The organism is Pseudomonas extremorientalis, from assembly GCF_001870465.1.
GTDB lineage: Bacteria > Pseudomonadota > Gammaproteobacteria > Pseudomonadales > Pseudomonadaceae > Aquipseudomonas > Aquipseudomonas extremorientalis.
Window position 1 is genome coordinate 287,403 of record NZ_MDGK01000063.1, and the last position, 16,239, is coordinate 303,641.

Sequence of the window (16,239 nt, forward strand, 5' to 3'; positions counted from 1 at the left end):
TGGTGGGCAGACTTGTATTGGCCTGCTCGCCACAGGGAATTACCCGCAAAGGAATTTCAGGCACAAAAAAGGCCGCTTTTGCATAAAAGCGGCCGTTCCGAAGTAGCTAAAGACTCGCAAAACAGACTTAAGTTCCCGAGTAAAAACAGTAACTTATAGAATTGTGTACAACTCGTGCTACTGGTCGGATTTCTATTGTCACAATCCAGATACAGCCTCAGGATCGCGCCGTCATCCTCTTGAGGTCTCCCTAATGAAGTTCTCCTCGATTCTCTTGTTGTCCCTTGGCCTGGTCAGTGGCGCAGCCATGGCCGGTGGCACCACCGAAGCCGGTGTGGGCGGCGCATTGGGCGGGGTTCTGGGTTCGGTCGTTGGCCAGCAGCTAGGCGGCAACACGGGTTCGACCATCGGCGCAGCCTTGGGTGGCGCGGGTGGTAGTGCGGTGGGCGCCGACAAGCGCAGCCGTGGCGAAGCCGCTATTGGCGGCGCATTGGGCGCAGCCGGCGGCAACGTTGTGGGCCGTAGTGTCGGCGGCAGCACCGGCGCACTGATCGGTTCAGCGGCCGGCGGTGGTGCCGGTGGAGCACTGGGCAACTACATGGGCAACAAGAGCGATGACGACGACCGTCGCAGCCGTGGCCGTGATCACCGCCGTTATGACCGTGACGACCACCGTGGGCGCGGTCATGCCTATGGGCATCGCAAGAACAAGCATCACTACCGCGACTGATAGTTGCTGAGTGCAGGAGCCGGCTTGCCGGCTCCTACAGGGTGATCAACCGCTGCAATGCCTCGCGCAACCGCCCCGGAATCGTCACCGGCTGGTTCGTCCCCCGATCCACGAACACATGCACAAACCGCCCCGCCGCACAGGCGTCTTCTTCGCCCGCCTTGAACACCGCCAACTCGTACTGCACTGAGCTGTTGCCCAGCTTGCCCACCCGCAGGCCGATGTCGATGCGCTCGGGAAAGGCGATCGACGCAAAGTAATCACACGCCGAACTCACCACAAACCCCACCACATCGCCGTCCTGAATATCCAGACCACCTTGCTCGATCAGGTAGGTATTCACTGCCGTGTCAAAGAAGCTGTAGTAGGTCACGTTGTTCACATGGCCATACACATCGTTGTCGTGCCAACGCGTGATGATCGGCTGGAAGTGAGGGAAATCGGCGCGTTGCGGTACGGTATCAGGCATCGGGTCATCTCGTGAAAGTGAGTTACAGGTCATTCAAATGGGCCTGGGCCCACTCGCGTACCTCGGCGTACGGATACTCTTCCAGCACAGCAAAACCCGGAATACCTCGCGCCTTCAGCTTGGTAAACAACGGCACGCTGATGCCCCCGAGGAAACGCGTCAGGCGTTCCGCGCCAGGCAGTTGCCCGGTGTGTTCATGATGCCTGTGGATAAAATCGCCGCACAGCTCCATGAAGTTCTTATCCACAAGCGGCGGCAAGCCCGGCGGCGAAGGAAGGCGCGCAACATGACCGTGGCACACCGAGCAATGCCCACAACGCTGCGGTGCATTTTCATCGCCAAAGTACTGTGCCAGGCGCTGCCCCAGGCAGTGTTCGGTGGCAAACAGATCGAGCATGGCGTGAATCCGCGCGACTTCTGCTACCTCGTGCTGCTTGAAGCCTGTGTATAACTCAGCGCTCAACACCTGTGGATCGAAATCGGTCTCCAGCAGGCTGTAGACCTCGGTCATTTGCTTGCTTTCCAGTTCGATCAGGCCCTGCTCCTGGAAATAATCCAGCGCCTTCACCACCCGATTGCGCTCGGCGTTGTGCTGCTGATACAGCACGTCGAAATCCACTGTCGCCCAGCTCCTCGCGCGCTTGCAAACCTGGATGATCGCCGCGACAAACTGCTGCCGCTCACCGGAGAAACGTGCCAGCAAAGCCTCAGGTTCGACCAGGTATTTGAAACGGTACTCGGCATAAAACGCGTAACGCGGCGCGATCACGCCCTTGAGCTCCAACTGCACCAGCAGCGTCTTCAACGGCAGCTCGCGGATATTGCTGAGGTCCGACAAGGACCTGAGCAAAAACTCCCACTGCCCATCGCCCCGCGCGGCCTGCAACTCTTCCAGCACCCGCCGGATACCTTCCTGCTCTGGCGTATCGCCGTACACGAAGTTTTCCAGCACATTGAGGCTGTCGCGATTGGCCAGCACCAGGCAGTCGGATGGCTGCCCATCACGCCCCGCCCGGCCAATCTCCTGGCTGTAGTTCTCGATGGATTTGGGCAGGTCAAAGTGCACCACGTTGCGGATATCACTCTTGTCGATGCCCATGCCAAACGCGATGGTGGCGACGATGCAATTGGAGCGCCCCCCCATGAAGCGCTGCTGGATACCCTCGCGTTTATCGTGGGGCAGACCCGCGTGATAGGCCTCGGCCTGGATGCCGTTGCGATTCAGGTGCTCGGCAATCTGCTCGGCGGTTTTCTGCAAGGTCACGTAGACAATGCTCGGCTGCTCGACGCGCTCACTCATCCACTGCACCAGCCGGCGACGCTTGTCCGCACCGCTGACCGGCTCCACCAGCAGGTTGAGGTTGGGCCGGTAGAAGCCCGTGGTGACCACATCGTCCGGGGCAATGGCGAACTTGGCCTGCATGTCGGCAATCACCTTGGGCGTGGCTGTCGCCGTCAGCAGCAGTGCTTGTGGGATATTGAACTGACGCTGGTAGTCCGGCAGTTTCAGATAGTCCGGACGGAAGTTGTGACCCCATTCGGAAATACAGTGGGCCTCGTCCACCACCAACAACGAGATCCGCACACTTTGCAGGAAGTTACGGAAGCGCTCGTTCTTCAAGCGCTCCACCGAAATCATCAGGATCTTGAGTTCGCCCGACCGCGCACGGGCCATGACCTCATTGGCCTCATCGCGGTTCTGGGCCGAGTCGATACTGCCCGCCGCAATGCCATGGCGCTGCAGGAAACCCAGCTGGTCCTGCATCAACGCCAACAGCGGCGATACCACCAGCGTCAGGTGCGGCAGCAACACCGCCGACAGCTGGTAACACAGGGACTTGCCCGACCCGGTAGGGAAAATAGCGGCCGCCGAACGCCCGGCCAGTATGGCGCTGACCGTTTCTTCCTGGCCCGGACGAAACTGTGGATAACCAAAGACCTGTTGGAGGGTGTCGTGCATAGGCTGTCACTCCATTGACCGCTGAGGGAGTCAAAAACATAGATCAGCGATCGAGAATAGGTCGGGGATAAACGCTACAAACTGATACAGAGAAAACCAGCAGGCCGACGCAAAAACTAAGACATTAACATGCCTGATCACAAGCGCCCGACACGGAGTCGTGAATGTCGCACAAGCCAGTATTCTCATCGCTACGCCTGAGCCTGCTCACATTGCCGCTGTTGCTGTTGGGGTGCGTGACCCCACCCTCCCCAAAGCCCGCCGAGCCGGATACACAGCGCTTTGAAACCCTCGAATACCTGGCGCAAAAAGCCCTGCCCGTCGTCAAAGCATCAGCACTCTACGCACGGGGTGGCACAGGCCAGGGTGTCAAAGTGGCACTGATTGATTCAGGCCTGAACCAGGACCTGCCTGAGTTCTACGGTCGCGTGGCCGACCCGGGCTACGACTTTGTGCGCAGCCAGCCAGGAACGCTCGATATCAAGGGTCACGGCACCCAGATGGCCGGTATTCTCGCCGCCAACAAGAACGACCAGGGCATCCACGGCATTGCGTTTAACGCCCAGTTGATTCCCATGCGCTTCGGTGATGACAAGGAGCCTTTTTATTTTGACAGTGAAATTGCCCGGGCCTGGACGCTCGCACACACAAAGGGCGCACGGATCTTCAGCAACTCATGGGCCAATCCCATCGAAGCCAACACCAACGAAGTTCCCATCTATGAACGCTTGATGGGGGACTCATTGGACGTGGCGAAAAAGCTGGTCGCCGAGGGTGATGTTTTCGTGTTTTCCACCGGCAATGAGGTCAAGCGTGAGCCGCTTGCCGAGCCCGGCCTGCCGGCACTGGTGCCTGAACTGGAGAAGGGCTGGATAGCCGTCATGGCACTCAAGAGCGACGGCACCGCCATCAATCTCAAGTCCAACTATTGCGGCCTCGCGGCGCGCTGGTGCATCGCGGTACCGGGAGGTGACGGTGGTGCAGGGCTGTTGACCACCAACAAGGACGGCAGCTACGGACCTACGGCCGGCACTTCGCCAGCCGCTGCGCTGGTCAGCGGCGCCTTGGCTGCCTTGCAAAGTCGCTTTCCCGAAATGACGCCGCAACAAGTGCGTGACCGCCTGCTCAGCACCGCCAATCGAACAGGCATCTACGCCAACAGCGAAGCCTATGGGCGTGGGTTGATGGACCTGGACGCTGCCTCGCGCCTGTAATCGTGCCCAAACGAACAACGCGCCCTAAGGCGCGTTGTCGGTAGAACATTTGTCGCTGTGTATCAGCGGTTCTGCACCCGCTCGATCGCCGTGTCATACACCGGGTTAGCCTTCTGCTCCTTGGCCAACTGATAGTGACGCAACGCATCCGGGAACTGCCCCGCCGCTTCGTAGATCCGCGCAATGTTGTAGTAAGCGCCCGCTCGCACCGTCGCAGCGTTCGCGCCCGTGGCGAGGGCGATAGCCTTGCGGTTGGCCCAGATCGACTCGGCGGTGTTGCCGGCCTTCTGATACGCAAGGCCCAGGTTGCCGTAGGCCTTGCCGAAACCATTGTCCAACTCGATAGCCTGGCGGAACAGGTCGATAGCCTGGTCCAGCTTGCCGGCCTGGTAAGCCGCTTCACCTTGCACGTTCAGACGTTTCGCATCGGCTTGTGCAGAAGAGCTCACCGCCACAGCGGTAACGGCCACGCTGTCATCCAGCAACGGTTTGACTTCGTTAAGCACGTTCGCCGCGTTCACCGTCACGCCACTGAAGGTGTTGATGTCCTGGAAGTCGCCACTGCCGGTCATGCGGAACACGGTCCACAGGTTGCCGCTGCGGTTTTTCGGCACGTAGTAGGTACGCACCAGCGATTGGCCCATGTACACGAATACCTTGGCTTCGCTGTTGGACAGCTGGCGCGAGCCTGGATTGCCGCCGTTGGTGAAGTCATGCACGGCATACACGTAGCTTTCGCCGTAGTGTTTTTTCTGCAGGGTGATGGTTTCCGGGCCGTAGCTGTCGACGTCATCCACGTCCAGTTCAGCGTCGGTGCCCGTCTTGTTCTCGAAGTAGATATTGTTGCCAGGGAAGATCATGTGGGAGTCGAGGTCTTCCGGGGTTTTGCCCCAGGTCAGTACCACACGCAGGCCGTCGAGGTTTTCCATCACCGTGCTGATGGCATACGTCATCCCGGCGCATGGGCACTTCACCACCAGGTTCGAGTAGCCGGGCTTCTTGATGATCAGAAGATTGGTGGCATCGTCTGCGGCTTCGCTGGTGAGGGTCACTTGCCCCTGGGCGTTGGTACGGCCCACTACGTTCTGCGCACCGTTGCGTTGCAGCAACACCTCGGCGTCGGCGATTTTCTGGTCCTTGACCACCGCACTGAGCACTTCAATCGGCAATTGCGCCGCCTGGACTGAAAACGCGACCGCACACAATGACATTGCCGAAGCAACACGCAGCAAACCCATGCTTAACTCCCTTTAAGTAGCGGGCGGAATCGCCCTGCAAGATTTTGCGGTGAAACATACTCCGAAATGCGTGCGCTGGCGGATTATTTATACAGAATGTGACGTGGTTTTTATCCCGCCTGCCTGTTGAAGCATTGCGCTACAATCAAACCTTGCTACCCAAGAGTACGCTGTCATGAGCGAACCGACGTTTGAGCAAAAACAGGATCATTACCACAAGATCCGCCGTTCCAATTACCTGGCCAGCCTGCGCCTGGAAGGGTTCGACACCCAACCGGCCGACGTCGACAAGCCCTTGCCGACCCGTGAAGCCGTCCTTGCCAAGTACCGCAACACCCCACGCTGATGCTCGACAAATACGGGGTGGGCCAGGATCCGTACTGCTATCCCGGTAGCAGCGTCCTGCGCAACCGCCTCGATCTGCACGACGAAACCCGACTGCACCAGGCCGAGCGGGAATTATCCGAAATCGCCGTAGGCAACCTACCTCTCTTCCCGCCGCCCTACGACCTCGAACGCCTGCAACACATCCACCGCGTCCTGTTCGGCGACCTCTACGACTGGGCCGGTGAACTGCGCAGCGTCAACATCCAGAAGGGCGACACGCTGTTCTGCACCCCGGAACGCATCCCGCCGGAAGCGGCGAAGATCATCCGGCAAATGGAGGCAGCGAACTGGTATGTCGGGGCGAGCCAGGCCGAACTGGTGAAGCAGATTGCCGAAGCCTATGGCGACCTCAACGTCATCCATCCCTTCCGCGAAGGTAATGGCCGAGCACAACGGATCTTGTTTGAGCAGATCATCGTGAATGCCGGGTTTTCAGTGAACTGGTGGCTGGTGAAACACGCGGCGTGGATACCGGCGAATATTGATGCGGTGGCCTGTGATTATCGGGGGTTGGAGGCAATTTTTGAGCGGTGTGTGAGTAGGCCGGTCGGCAACTGACACACCCCCAGCCCCCCCTCACATCACTTGCCTGTTTTGCTGTTAAGTCACTGCAAGCCACAAATCCCGGAAAGCCCTGTAAGAAACCTCCAAATACCACGACATCCCCTTCTGAAACTGCTTAAAACTCCTGCCCACCCCTCTATAAAACTCACCTTTCTCTGACTGAAACTGGCGCCCTTTCAGCAGCCCCGGCAAATACAAGTGAACATTGAAAGGACTCAACATATCGGCCACGGCTCAACAGCTCCAGAGTGGCTAAGACGATGAACGAATACATCGAATGGATTTATCTGCTCCTCCTCATCGCACTGGCCGCCATAATTGACAGGTCAATAAGGCTACCAGTGCTCAGAAGATGGTTTGGACTCTGCCTCTTGGTCACCGGCCCAATACTTCTGTTGTATGCCACCTCATGGATCAGAGGTGCCCAGCTTGGGAGCCTGCCGATAATCGCCTTCGTGACAGGCATCGGGTTATTGAGCACTCAGAATATCTATTGCAAAGTAAAAGCCAATCACCCACTCCTGCGTGCCCCCACCATGAACCTCGCCCCCAACTTCCCCGAAGACCCCGTTATGCAGCAACTCCTGCAGCTCTTGCACGAAGAAATCGGCCTGCCAAAACACAAGACGATCCGCCTGCAAACTTCGATCAACTTCGACCTGGGCTGCGACGGCAGTGAGGCCAAGCACCTGATGGAAGCGCTGGAGCAGGAATTCGCCCTCGACTTGGGTGACTACGACACTTATCGTTACTTCAACCCGCCGGTGTTTGATGTGTTCCTCAAGCGCCGGGCCAAGGGGCGCGGCGAAAAAGTGCCGCTGACCATCGGCATGCTCTACCTGGCGATCAAGACCCACAGCTGGGACACGCAGACGCTGGAAAACCTGAGCTGAGCGAACACAAATTCCAGGCACACCGGTACTCAAATGTGGGAGGGGGCAAGCCCCTCCCACATTCGATGAGCGTGCTCAAAACAACAAGGACCTTACATGGACGTAACAATGGGCCTGCTGGCCGCCCTGCTGTGGGGCGGCACGGATTTTCTCGTGGGCCTCAACGCCCGCGCCGTGGGCGTAAAACGCGCGGTGTATTTCGGCCAGGCGCTGGGCTTTCTGATCATGACCCTGCTGCTGGTCATCCTCCCGACCTTCCTGTTCAAAGCCCTCGACGCCGCGCTGAGCGTCTGGCTGCTGGGCATCGCTGCCGCCCTGTTCACTGTCTCCGGCGCTCTTGCACTGTCCAAGGCCTTTGCTCTGGGCAAAGCCGCCATCGTGGCGCCGCTGGTGACGTCCTACGGTGTGGTGACCACACTTCTGTCCTGGGCCAGCGGTGAACACATCAGCCCGACGCAACTGGGCTGCATCGCCCTGTGTGTAATCGGCGTGATCCTCTCCAGCATCCATAAGGACAACGGCGTCCCCCACAACAACCCCAGCCAGTCGATCGCCTACGCCATGCTCGCCGCCCTGCTGTATGGCACCAGCTTCTGGCTGCAAGGCCGCTACACACTGCCGGCGCTGGGACCGATCACCATGCTGTGGCTGGGTTACCTGGTAGGCCTGTGCGTACTGCTGGTGATGGTGTTGAAGATCAAGGACGGCTTGAAAATCCCACCGCTGAAAAACTGCGCGACGCTGACCGGGGCGAGCTTGATGAACCTCGGCGGGTTCTCGGCGTTTTCATGGGGGGCGATGGCGGGGTCGGTTTCGGTAGTGACGGTGATCAGTACGTTGTCGGGCGGGATTGCGGCGATCCTGGGATTCGTGTTTTTCAAGGAGCGGTTGTCGGCGGTGCAGGTGCTGGGGGTTGTGCTGGTACTGGTCGGCGCAGTGGTTTTACATATCGCCGACTAATCCGACACGCACAAAAAAGCCGCCTCACAAGAGGCGGCTTTTTCACAACCACTGAATCTTACAACTTGGGACCCGCGGCCTTGATCGCATCGCTCACTTCAAACTTCTTGAAGTTCTCGATGAACAGACCGGCCAGCGCCTTCGCCGCTTCGTCGTAGGCAGCCTTGTCGGCCCAGGTGTTACGTGGGTTCAACAGGCCGGTCTCAACGCCCGGTACGGCCAATGGCACGTCGAGGTTGATGGTGTCGAGGTGTTCGGTTTCAGCACCGACCAACGCGCCGCTCTGGATCGCTGCAATCACGCCGCGAGTGGTCGGGATGTTGAAGCGCTTGCCGACGCCATAGCCGCCGCCGGTCCAGCCGGTGTTGACCAGGTAGACCTTGGAGCCGAAGCCACGGATACGCTTGATCAGCAGTTCAGCGTATTCGCCAGCCGGGCGCGGGAAGAATGGTGCGCCGAAACAGGTGGAGAAGGTCGACTTGATGCCACCGCCGGAACCCATTTCAGTCGAGCCCACCAGTGCGGTGTAGCCGGACAGGAAGTGGTAGGCCGCTTGTTCTTCGCTGAGGATCGACACCGGTGGCAGTACGCCGGTCAGGTCGCAGGTCAGGAAGATCACCGCATTTGGCTCGCCGCCCAGGTTCTTCTCGGAACGCTTGGCCACGTGCTCCAGCGGGTAGGCGGCGCGGCTGTTCTGGGTCAGGCTGACGTTGGTGTAGTCGGCGTGCCCGGCTTCGTCGATCACCACGTTTTCCAGCACGGCGCCGTGCTTGATGGCTTTCCAGATGACTGGCTCGTTCTTCTCGGACAGGTCGATGCACTTGGCATAGCAACCGCCTTCGATGTTGAACACCACGCCTTCGCCCCAGCCGTGTTCGTCGTCACCGATCAGGTAACGGCTTTCGTCGGCGGACAGGGTGGTCTTGCCGGTGCCCGACAGACCGAAGAACAGGGTCACGTCGCCTGCTTCGCCGATGTTGGCGGCGCAGTGCATCGGCAGTACGTCGGAAGCCGGCAGCAGGAAGTTCTGCACCGAGAACATGGCTTTTTTCATTTCACCGGCGTAGCGCATGCCGGCGATCAGGACTTTTTTCTGTGCGAAGTTGAGGATCACGCAACCGTCGGAGTTGGTGCCGTCACGCTCTGGCACGCATTCGAAGTTGGCCACGTTGAGCACTTGCCACTCGTCACGACCGGCCGGGTTGTACTGGGCCGGGTTGATGAACAGGCAACGACCGAACAGGTTCTGCCAGGCAGTCTGGGTGGTCATTTTCACAGCCAGGTAGTGGTCTTCGGAAGCCCCTACGTGAACGTGGGAAACAAAATGCTCTTGCGCGTTGTTGAATGCCTCGACGCGAGCCCAGAGGGCATCGAACTTGTCGGCCGGGAACTTGCGGTTGATCGGGCCCCAGGCGATGGAAGCCTGGGTGGATGGCTCTTCAACGATGAAACGGTCGACCGGCGAACGGCCAGTACGGTGACCGGTTTCGACGACCAGCGCGCCAGTATCGGCGAGCACGCCTTCACCACGCTGCAGGGCTTCTTTAACCAGATCGTCAACACTCAGATCGGTGTATACGGCGTTGTTGGCTTGCGTCATGAGGTTCCCCGTCGGCCTATGGCCGAGTGCTCCAAACGTTTTGTAGTAGAAAGTTGCGCACTACTACCGCGAAAAAAGTGGGCCGGATTATGCCAGAAAAGCCCAAAAAGAGTAGGGCCCTCCCGTCAGAACTGCGCTAATCCGGCGTTTGTCAGGTGATTTACCTGTGCTTAAACGTTTTAGTGGCGGGTGTCGGAAGGGGTGTCGATGCCTGCGCCGGCGAACAATTGCGCTACATCGGCCGCATCGAACAGGTAGCGCTCGTTGCAGAACTGGCAGTCGATCTCGATATGGCCACCGTGCTCCACCACCAGGTTTTGCGCATCTTCCAGGCCCAGGCTGGCCAGCGCATTGGCCGAACGCTCACGCGAGCAACTGCAGTTGAAGCGCAGGCCCTGTGCGTCAAACAGTCGCACGGCCTCTTCGTGGTAAAGGCGGTGCAGGATGGTTTCGTTGTCCAGTCCCAGCAATTCTTCAGCTTTCAGTGTGTCAGCCAGGGCGATGATGTGCCGCCAGCTTTCTGCGCGATCATCGTCGTCTTTGATACGGTCAGCCGGCAATTGCTGCAACAACAGGCCGCGGGCGCGCTTGCCGTCGGCGTTAAGCCAGAACTTGGTGCCCACCTGCTGGGACATGACGAAATAGTTGGTGAAGCAGTCCGACAGGGTTTCGCCATCCAGATCGACGATGCCCTGATAGCGCTGGCCTTCGGTCGGGTCGATGGTAATTGCCAGCACGCCGTTGGCCATCAGGTCGGACAAGGTGGCATCCGGCGCAATCTGATCGGCTTCATAACGGGCCAAGCCACGGATTTCACGCTCGCTGGAGCATTCGATCATCAGCATCGGCACCGGGCCTTCGGAACGCGCCTGCAGAATCAGCAAACCGTCGAACTTCATGGTGCCCACCAGCAACGCTGCCGCGGCCATCAGCTCACCGAGCAGTTGCGCGACCGGCTCCGGATAAGGGTGCTTGGCAAGGACTTCGGCATAGCTGCGCTCCAGCGAGACCAGTTCGCCGCGGGCGTCGCTCTCGTCGAAGATGAAGCGTTGGGTGAAGTCGGTATCCGGTAGATCAGTCATAGGTCTGGGTATCTGAATTGATGACAAAATGATTACAAGGTTTATAGAATTAAACGCTTTAGCACCGTTTTGGTGCGGTTTCTAGAGCCATGAGGGACAGTTTATGAACAATCCGGGTTTGTTCCAAGCCAAGTGGAACCTCGGGCGATGGGCCGTCTGCAATCTACTCGCTATCGGGCTGCTGTGTTTTTGGCTGTGGCCCACCGGCCAGATGCTGTGTGTGATGTTCGACGAGTGGCTGTTTCACCTGCTCAATGACCCGCTGGCGAGCAGCTCCACATGGCTGCACGTGTGGGCTGTCGCCAGTTTGCGACCGTTCGATGCAGTGGTCGGGGTGATTCTGCTGATGCTGTTGATTCGCGGCGATTGGGTGTTCAAGGCGGTGCAAGTGCGCCAGGCCTTGTTAGGTTTTGTCGGCATTCTGTTGCTGTTGCTGTTTATCCGCATGCTGTTTTCCAAACTCGCCGCGCACATGGGCTGGCAACACAATAGCCCGTCCATGGTGATCAGCGGGGCGATCCAGATGAGTGACTACTTCCCGGGCCTGGAGAAGACCTGGGAGTTGAAGGACCGTTCGAGTCAGAGCTTCCCGGGGGACCATGCCTCGGTGCTGCTGATCTGGGGGATGTTCATGACCGTGTTCGCCAAGCGCATCGGCCAGGTGCTGGTGATCTGGGGCCTGGCGCTGCTGTTCATGATGCCGCGTCTGGTGGCGGGGGCACATTGGGGGCAAGACGATTACATCGGCGGAGTGTTGCTGGCACTGTTGGCGTTGGGCTGGGGGTACTACACACCGTTTGCGGCGAAGGTATCGGGTGGGTTGTTGCGGGTAACGGCGCCGGTGTTCGGGATGGCTGCTCGTTTACCCATAGTGGGGCGAATGAGCGTCGTTAGAACACGGCAATAATCTGTGGCGAGCGGGCTTGTCCCGCTCACTACAAAAGCCCGTTCGATTGAGGCTAGTCATGGTTGCCACTGCCGCGAAACTTGAACAGGTCGCGGCGTTGTTTCTTGCTCGGTTTGCCATCGGTGGTCATGCCAGTGGCACCGGCCTTGCGCATCGCCGCCGCATTTTCACGCTTGGCAATGCTGGCTTCGGTTTCGGCGTATAACGCTTGCGCTTCAGGTGCGCCACGACGAACGATGGAAAGCGCCTGAACCACGACCGTCTTTTCATCAAACCCTGCACGAATCTGAAACTCATCACCGACACGTGGCTCTTTGCCCGGCTTGCAGCGCTCGCCACGATGATGCACCTTGCCGCTCTCGATGGCGGCCTTGGCCAGGGCACGGGTTTTATAGAAACGCGCCGCCCACAGCCACTTGTCCAGACGGACCTTTTCTTCCTCTTCCTGCTTTTGAGCCACTTGAATTCCTCGCTCTGAAAAATGTCGCAACTTTACCGTTGAAACCCTTCGACGCATAAATCCCAAGGCTCACCTAAGATACGCCAGGTAGCACCCTGTTTTCGCGAGGATATGTTGTGACCGAATTCCCCCTTTCACTCACCTCGCCCAACCAGCGCTGCGTGGGTTGCCAGCAAAGCGAGCCCCTCGGGTTCGATTTTGCGTTCGCTTACCAGCCTATCGTAGACCTGCGGGACCATTCGATCTTTGCCCATGAAGCCTTGGTGCGTGGCACACAAGGCGAAGGGGCGCTGTCGGTGCTGGACCAGGTCAACGAACGCAACCGCTACCGCTTCGACCAACGCTGCCGAACCCAGGCGATCGCCGGTGCGGCAACCTTGGGAATGCAAACTCACCTTTCGATCAACTTCATGCCCAATGCCGTGTACCGCCCGGAACTGTGCATCCGTAGCACCCTGGAGGCGGCTCGCGTACATAATTTTCCGTTGAACCAGCTGATTTTCGAGACCCTGGAAAGCGAGCATGTAGATAACTATCGCCATTTGACGAATATTCTGCGTGAATATCGCGAATTCGGCTTCAAGACCGCCATCGACGATTTCGGCGCGGGCTATTCGGGGCTGAACCTGCTGGCCGACTTCCAACCTGACCTGATCAAACTCGACATGGCGCTGATCCGCGATGTTGATCAGGACCGTGTCCGTCAGGTCATCGTCCAGGGGATTGTCACAATCTGTGAGCAGTTGGGCGTTACTGTCATCGCCGAAGGCATCGAAAGTGCCGGCGAACGGGACTTTCTCTCCGACTGTGGAATATTTCTGATGCAAGGCTACTGGTTCGCCAAGCCTGCATTTAAAGCCCTGGCCGAGATATCCCCTCAGGCCTGGGCAAATTGATCGGTTATCCATATTGAAGACATTTGACCATTTGACCGTTGTGGGTCTGCGTGAGTGGGTGGCACTTCCCGACTTGGGAGTCGCAGGCCTGCGCGCGAAGATCGACACCGGTGCCAGCACCTCGAGCCTGCACGCCACCGACATTGAGCCGTTCGAGCGCGACGGCGAGCAGTGGGTGCGTTTTACCGCACACTTGGGCAGCGTCGTGCAACTGCGTCACCGCCGCTGCGAAGCGCCGCTGGTGACGATGAAAACCATCAAGAGCTCCAATGGCCATGCGCAGGTGCGCTATGTCATCAGCACCACGCTGGCGCTGGGTGATCGGGTATGGCGGGTGGAGTTTACCCTGGCCTGTCGCAAGGCCATGCGTTACCGCCTGTTGCTGGGTTCCAAAGCCTTGATTGACGGCCATTTGGTGGTCAATCCCGGCATCAAGTACGTACAAGACAAGCCGGTGTTCCCGGTCTCTACCCTATCTGCCCCAGGTGCTGCATGAAGATTGCTGTGCTGTCGCGAAACCCGCGTCTGTATTCCACCCGCCGCCTGGTTGAGGCCGGCACCGAACGTGGCCACGAAATGGTGGTGATCGACACGCTGCGTGCCTATATGAACATCGCCAGCCACAAGCCGCAGATCCACTACAGGGGCAAGCCGCTGGAAGGGTTTGATGCCGTGATCCCGCGAATCGGCGCTTCGGTGACGTTTTATGGCTGCGCAGTGCTGCGCCAGTTTGAAATGATGGGGGTGTTTCCTCTCAACGAATCGGTAGCCATTGCCCGCTCGCGGGACAAGCTGCGCTCGCTGCAGTTGCTGTCGCGCCGTGGTATCGGCCTACCGGTGACTGGCTTCGCCCACTCCCCCGACGACATCCCCGACCTGATCGACATGGTCAATGGCGCGCCGCTGGTGATCAAGGTGCTGGAAGGCACCCAGGGTATCGGCGTGGTGCTGTGTGAAACTGCGACGGCGGCGGAATCAGTGATCGAGGCGTTCATGGGGCTCAAGCAGAACATCATGGTGCAGGAATACATCAAGGAAGCCGGTGGTGCGGATATCCGCTGCTTCGTGGTGGGCGACAAGGTGATTGCGGCGATGAAACGCCAGGCCAAGCCAGGGGAGTTCCGCTCCAACCTGCACCGTGGCGGCAGCGCCAGCCTGATCAAGATCACCCCGGAAGAACGCATGACCGCACTGCGGGCGGCCAAGGTGATGGGGTTGAGTGTGGCGGGTGTGGATATATTGCGCTCCAACCATGGGCCACTGGTGATGGAGGTGAATTCATCACCGGGTCTGGAAGGGATCGAGACCACCACCGGGAAGGATGTGGCGGGGATCATCATTCAGCATCTGGAGAAGAATGGTGGGCCAAATATGACCAGGACCAAGGGCAAGGGCTAGAGAAGCAGCCAACAGCCTCAAGCTTTAAGCTGCAAGGACAGGCAAAGCAATTCACCTTTCTCTTGCAGCTTTAAACTGGGAGCTTGCAACTGTGCCTATACCGCATCCCTGGGCAACATCAGCCCAAGCGGCAAGCGTACCCGCGCCTCCAGGCCACCCTCTTCGCGGTTGCGTAACTCAACATTGCCACCATGCATCGAAGCAATCCGCCGCACAATCGCCAACCCAAGGCCAGTGCCCTTGCCACCCCGGGCACGGTCGCCACGAGTGAAGGGGTTGAAGATGCCTTCCAGCTCGTCCGGGTCAATGCCCGCCCCACGGTCCATCACGCTCAGCACCACATAGGGCGCTGCACTGTCGCCAGACACATACGCCGCCACTTCCACGTCAGAACCGGCGTGATGCAAGGCGTTGCCAATCAGGTTGTTCAACAGGCGCTTCATCGACACCCGACGCAACGCAAACGGCCGGATCGGCTCCAGACGCATGCGCACCTGTTCGCCGTTCTGGTTATAGGGCGCGACCACCTCACGCACCAGGTCCGTCAGGTCGACTTCTTCCACTACCTCATCACGGCCATCGCGGATAAACGCCAGGAACTGGTCGAGAATCGCGTCCATGTCCTCAATGTCGCGGACCATGTCATCGGTGAGATCAGTATGGTTGCCCATCAACTCCAGCGACAGGCGCAATCGCGTCAACGGTGTGCGCAAGTCATGGGACACCCCCGCCAGCATCAGCTCGCGCTCACGCCCAGCCTGTTCGACGTCTTCCGCCATCTGGTTGAATGCGCCATACACCTCGGTCATTTCGCTGGGCGTATCGCTGACTGGCAGGCGCACACTACGCCCCTGACCCAACTGGCGGGCGGCAAACACAAGACGCTTGAGCGGTTGGTTGAGCTGACGCACGAAGATCCACGCCGACGCCGTTGAAAGCAGCCCGATCGCCAGGAACCAGCCCAGCACGTTCCAGATTTTCTGCCCCCGCAGCGGATGCGGATACAACGGCACCTTCAACCAGTCCTCGCCCAGGCTCGGCGCACGCACCCACAATGCCGGCGATACATGCATGCGCAACCGCACCTCGGTATCTTCACCGAGTTCAGCCTGCATCTGGCGCTGGTAGATCTCACTGTAGGGCCAATGCTGCTCGCCTTCCGGCACACCCGCGCCCGCCACACGAACCAACGTAGCGGCCTTGGCGATTTTTTCGCGATTCTCAGGGTCAGCTGCCCAATAGGCACGCAGGGTAAGGGCAACACCGTGACTGTATTGTCGATCCACCAGCACGTCCTCGTTCATCAACAGATAAACCAGCGTGAGTGCCTTGGAAAACAGAACGACGATCAGCACCAGCCAAAGGGTGCGGGAGAAGAAACTTTGGGGGAACCACAACGGGGTTTTCATAGAAGACAGCTGGATACCTTGCAGAAACGAGCGGCGCTCGCAGAATTGCAGACGCCGGGCATCCCGTCGACC

General features: G+C 59.0%; 17 protein-coding genes. 10 read left to right on the top strand and 7 right to left on the bottom strand.

Annotated features, from left to right (window positions below):
• Positions 1 to 253: 253 nt before the first annotated feature.
• A complete protein-coding gene (locus BFN10_RS28250; RefSeq protein ID WP_058424794.1) occupies positions 254 to 730 on the top strand; it encodes a glycine zipper domain-containing protein in 477 nt (158 codons plus the stop codon).
• Between the two features lie 34 nt (positions 731 to 764).
• Here BFN10_RS28250 and BFN10_RS28255 read toward each other — a convergent pair whose 3' ends face one another.
• A complete protein-coding gene (locus tag BFN10_RS28255) occupies positions 765 to 1,199 on the bottom strand; it encodes an acyl-CoA thioesterase (RefSeq protein ID WP_071492483.1) in 435 nt (144 codons plus the stop codon).
• A gap of 22 nt (positions 1,200 to 1,221) precedes the next feature.
• Complete coding sequence (locus BFN10_RS28260) at positions 1,222 to 3,159, bottom strand: RecQ family ATP-dependent DNA helicase (RefSeq protein ID WP_071492484.1); 1,938 nt, start codon at positions 3,157 to 3,159, stop codon at positions 1,222 to 1,224.
• A gap of 164 nt (positions 3,160 to 3,323) precedes the next feature.
• Here BFN10_RS28260 and BFN10_RS28265 point away from each other — a divergent pair, with 164 nt between their 5' ends.
• Entirely contained in the window at positions 3,324 to 4,373 is a 1,050-nt protein-coding gene (locus BFN10_RS28265) for a S8 family peptidase (RefSeq protein ID WP_071492485.1), read from the top strand.
• Between the two features lie 62 nt (positions 4,374 to 4,435).
• Here BFN10_RS28265 and BFN10_RS28270 read toward each other — a convergent pair whose 3' ends face one another.
• Positions 4,436 to 5,611, bottom strand: coding sequence for a tetratricopeptide repeat protein (locus tag BFN10_RS28270; protein WP_071492486.1), 1,176 nt, complete (start codon positions 5,609 to 5,611; stop codon positions 4,436 to 4,438).
• Between the two features lie 175 nt (positions 5,612 to 5,786).
• Here BFN10_RS28270 and BFN10_RS29115 point away from each other — a divergent pair, with 175 nt between their 5' ends.
• From BFN10_RS29115 to BFN10_RS28290, 4 genes are all read left to right on the top strand, one after another.
• On the top strand, positions 5,787 to 5,957 hold the full coding sequence (locus BFN10_RS29115) for a YhfG family protein (protein WP_016979054.1): 171 nt from the start codon (positions 5,787 to 5,789) through the stop codon (positions 5,955 to 5,957).
• Positions 5,957 to 6,556 (top strand): putative adenosine monophosphate-protein transferase Fic, encoded by a 600-nt coding sequence (locus BFN10_RS28275; protein WP_071492487.1) that lies wholly within the window; start codon positions 5,957 to 5,959, stop codon positions 6,554 to 6,556. The genes BFN10_RS29115 and BFN10_RS28275 overlap by 1 nt, the downstream gene beginning before the upstream one ends.
• Positions 6,557 to 6,822: 266 nt before the next feature.
• Positions 6,823 to 7,455 (top strand): DUF1493 family protein, encoded by a 633-nt coding sequence (locus BFN10_RS30280; protein ID WP_231999477.1) that lies wholly within the window; start codon positions 6,823 to 6,825, stop codon positions 7,453 to 7,455.
• A gap of 96 nt (positions 7,456 to 7,551) precedes the next feature.
• Positions 7,552 to 8,415, top strand: a complete 864-nt coding sequence (locus BFN10_RS28290) for a DMT family transporter (protein WP_231999476.1) — start codon at positions 7,552 to 7,554, stop codon at positions 8,413 to 8,415.
• A 58-nt stretch (positions 8,416 to 8,473) separates the two neighbouring features.
• On the opposite strand, the gene BFN10_RS28295 is transcribed toward BFN10_RS28290, so the two are convergent.
• Both BFN10_RS28295 and hslO read right to left on the bottom strand, forming a co-directional pair.
• The gene (locus BFN10_RS28295) at positions 8,474 to 10,015 is read right to left on the bottom strand and encodes a phosphoenolpyruvate carboxykinase (RefSeq protein WP_071492490.1); all 1,542 of its coding nucleotides are present in this window, start codon (positions 10,013 to 10,015) and stop codon (positions 8,474 to 8,476) included.
• 179 nt (positions 10,016 to 10,194) lie between these two features.
• A complete protein-coding gene (hslO, locus tag BFN10_RS28300; protein WP_071492491.1) occupies positions 10,195 to 11,097 on the bottom strand; it encodes an Hsp33 family molecular chaperone HslO in 903 nt (300 codons plus the stop codon).
• Positions 11,098 to 11,200: 103 nt separating this feature from the next.
• Between hslO and BFN10_RS28305 the strand changes: the two genes are divergently transcribed.
• Entirely contained in the window at positions 11,201 to 12,004 is an 804-nt protein-coding gene (locus tag BFN10_RS28305; protein WP_071492492.1) for a phosphatase PAP2 family protein, read from the top strand.
• A 52-nt stretch (positions 12,005 to 12,056) separates the two neighbouring features.
• Here the strand turns inward: BFN10_RS28305 and BFN10_RS28310 are convergent, their stop codons facing one another.
• The gene (locus tag BFN10_RS28310; protein WP_071492493.1) at positions 12,057 to 12,464 is read right to left on the bottom strand and encodes an RNA-binding S4 domain-containing protein; all 408 of its coding nucleotides are present in this window, start codon (positions 12,462 to 12,464) and stop codon (positions 12,057 to 12,059) included.
• A gap of 116 nt (positions 12,465 to 12,580) precedes the next feature.
• Here BFN10_RS28310 and rimA point away from each other — a divergent pair, with 116 nt between their 5' ends.
• Genes rimA through rimK form a run of 3 tightly spaced genes read left to right on the top strand, consistent with a single transcriptional unit; the run spans position 12,581 to position 14,758 of the window.
• Entirely contained in the window at positions 12,581 to 13,360 is a 780-nt protein-coding gene (gene rimA, locus BFN10_RS28315; protein ID WP_071492494.1) for a S6 modification regulatory phosphodiesterase RimA, read from the top strand.
• 13 nt (positions 13,361 to 13,373) lie between these two features.
• Positions 13,374 to 13,856 carry a retropepsin-like aspartic endopeptidase RimB gene (gene rimB, locus BFN10_RS28320; RefSeq protein WP_071492495.1) on the top strand — a complete coding sequence of 161 codons (483 nt, stop codon included), beginning with the start codon at positions 13,374 to 13,376 and terminating at the stop codon, positions 13,854 to 13,856.
• On the top strand, positions 13,853 to 14,758 hold the full coding sequence (gene rimK, locus BFN10_RS28325) for a 30S ribosomal protein S6--L-glutamate ligase (RefSeq protein ID WP_010214091.1): 906 nt from the start codon (positions 13,853 to 13,855) through the stop codon (positions 14,756 to 14,758). The genes rimB and rimK overlap by 4 nt, the downstream gene beginning before the upstream one ends.
• A gap of 95 nt (positions 14,759 to 14,853) precedes the next feature.
• Here the strand turns inward: rimK and BFN10_RS28330 are convergent, their stop codons facing one another.
• The gene (locus BFN10_RS28330) at positions 14,854 to 16,167 is read right to left on the bottom strand and encodes an ATP-binding protein (protein WP_071492496.1); all 1,314 of its coding nucleotides are present in this window, start codon (positions 16,165 to 16,167) and stop codon (positions 14,854 to 14,856) included.
• Positions 16,168 to 16,239 lie beyond the last annotated feature (72 nt).

Excerpts from the sequence above, each read along its gene's own strand:
- BFN10_RS28250 (WP_058424794.1), top strand. The coding sequence starts at position 254 with ATGAAGTTCTCCTCGATTCTCTTGTTGTCCCTTGGCCTGGTCAGTGGC.
- BFN10_RS28255 (WP_071492483.1), bottom strand. The coding sequence starts at position 1,199 with ATGCCTGATACCGTACCGCAACGCGCCGATTTCCCTCACTTCCAGCCG.
- BFN10_RS28260 (WP_071492484.1), bottom strand. The coding sequence starts at position 3,159 with ATGCACGACACCCTCCAACAGGTCTTTGGTTATCCACAGTTTCGTCCG.
- BFN10_RS28265 (WP_071492485.1), top strand. The coding sequence starts at position 3,324 with ATGTCGCACAAGCCAGTATTCTCATCGCTACGCCTGAGCCTGCTCACA.
- BFN10_RS28270 (WP_071492486.1), bottom strand. The coding sequence starts at position 5,611 with ATGGGTTTGCTGCGTGTTGCTTCGGCAATGTCATTGTGTGCGGTCGCG.
- BFN10_RS29115 (WP_016979054.1), top strand. The coding sequence starts at position 5,787 with ATGAGCGAACCGACGTTTGAGCAAAAACAGGATCATTACCACAAGATC.
- BFN10_RS28275 (WP_071492487.1), top strand. The coding sequence starts at position 5,957 with ATGCTCGACAAATACGGGGTGGGCCAGGATCCGTACTGCTATCCCGGT.
- BFN10_RS30280 (WP_231999477.1), top strand. The coding sequence starts at position 6,823 with ATGAACGAATACATCGAATGGATTTATCTGCTCCTCCTCATCGCACTG.
- BFN10_RS28290 (WP_231999476.1), top strand. The coding sequence starts at position 7,552 with ATGGACGTAACAATGGGCCTGCTGGCCGCCCTGCTGTGGGGCGGCACG.
- BFN10_RS28295 (WP_071492490.1), bottom strand. The coding sequence starts at position 10,015 with ATGACGCAAGCCAACAACGCCGTATACACCGATCTGAGTGTTGACGAT.
- hslO (WP_071492491.1), bottom strand. The coding sequence starts at position 11,097 with ATGACTGATCTACCGGATACCGACTTCACCCAACGCTTCATCTTCGAC.
- BFN10_RS28305 (WP_071492492.1), top strand. The coding sequence starts at position 11,201 with ATGAACAATCCGGGTTTGTTCCAAGCCAAGTGGAACCTCGGGCGATGG.
- rimK (WP_010214091.1), top strand. The coding sequence starts at position 13,853 with ATGAAGATTGCTGTGCTGTCGCGAAACCCGCGTCTGTATTCCACCCGC.
- BFN10_RS28330 (WP_071492496.1), bottom strand. The coding sequence starts at position 16,167 with ATGAAAACCCCGTTGTGGTTCCCCCAAAGTTTCTTCTCCCGCACCCTT.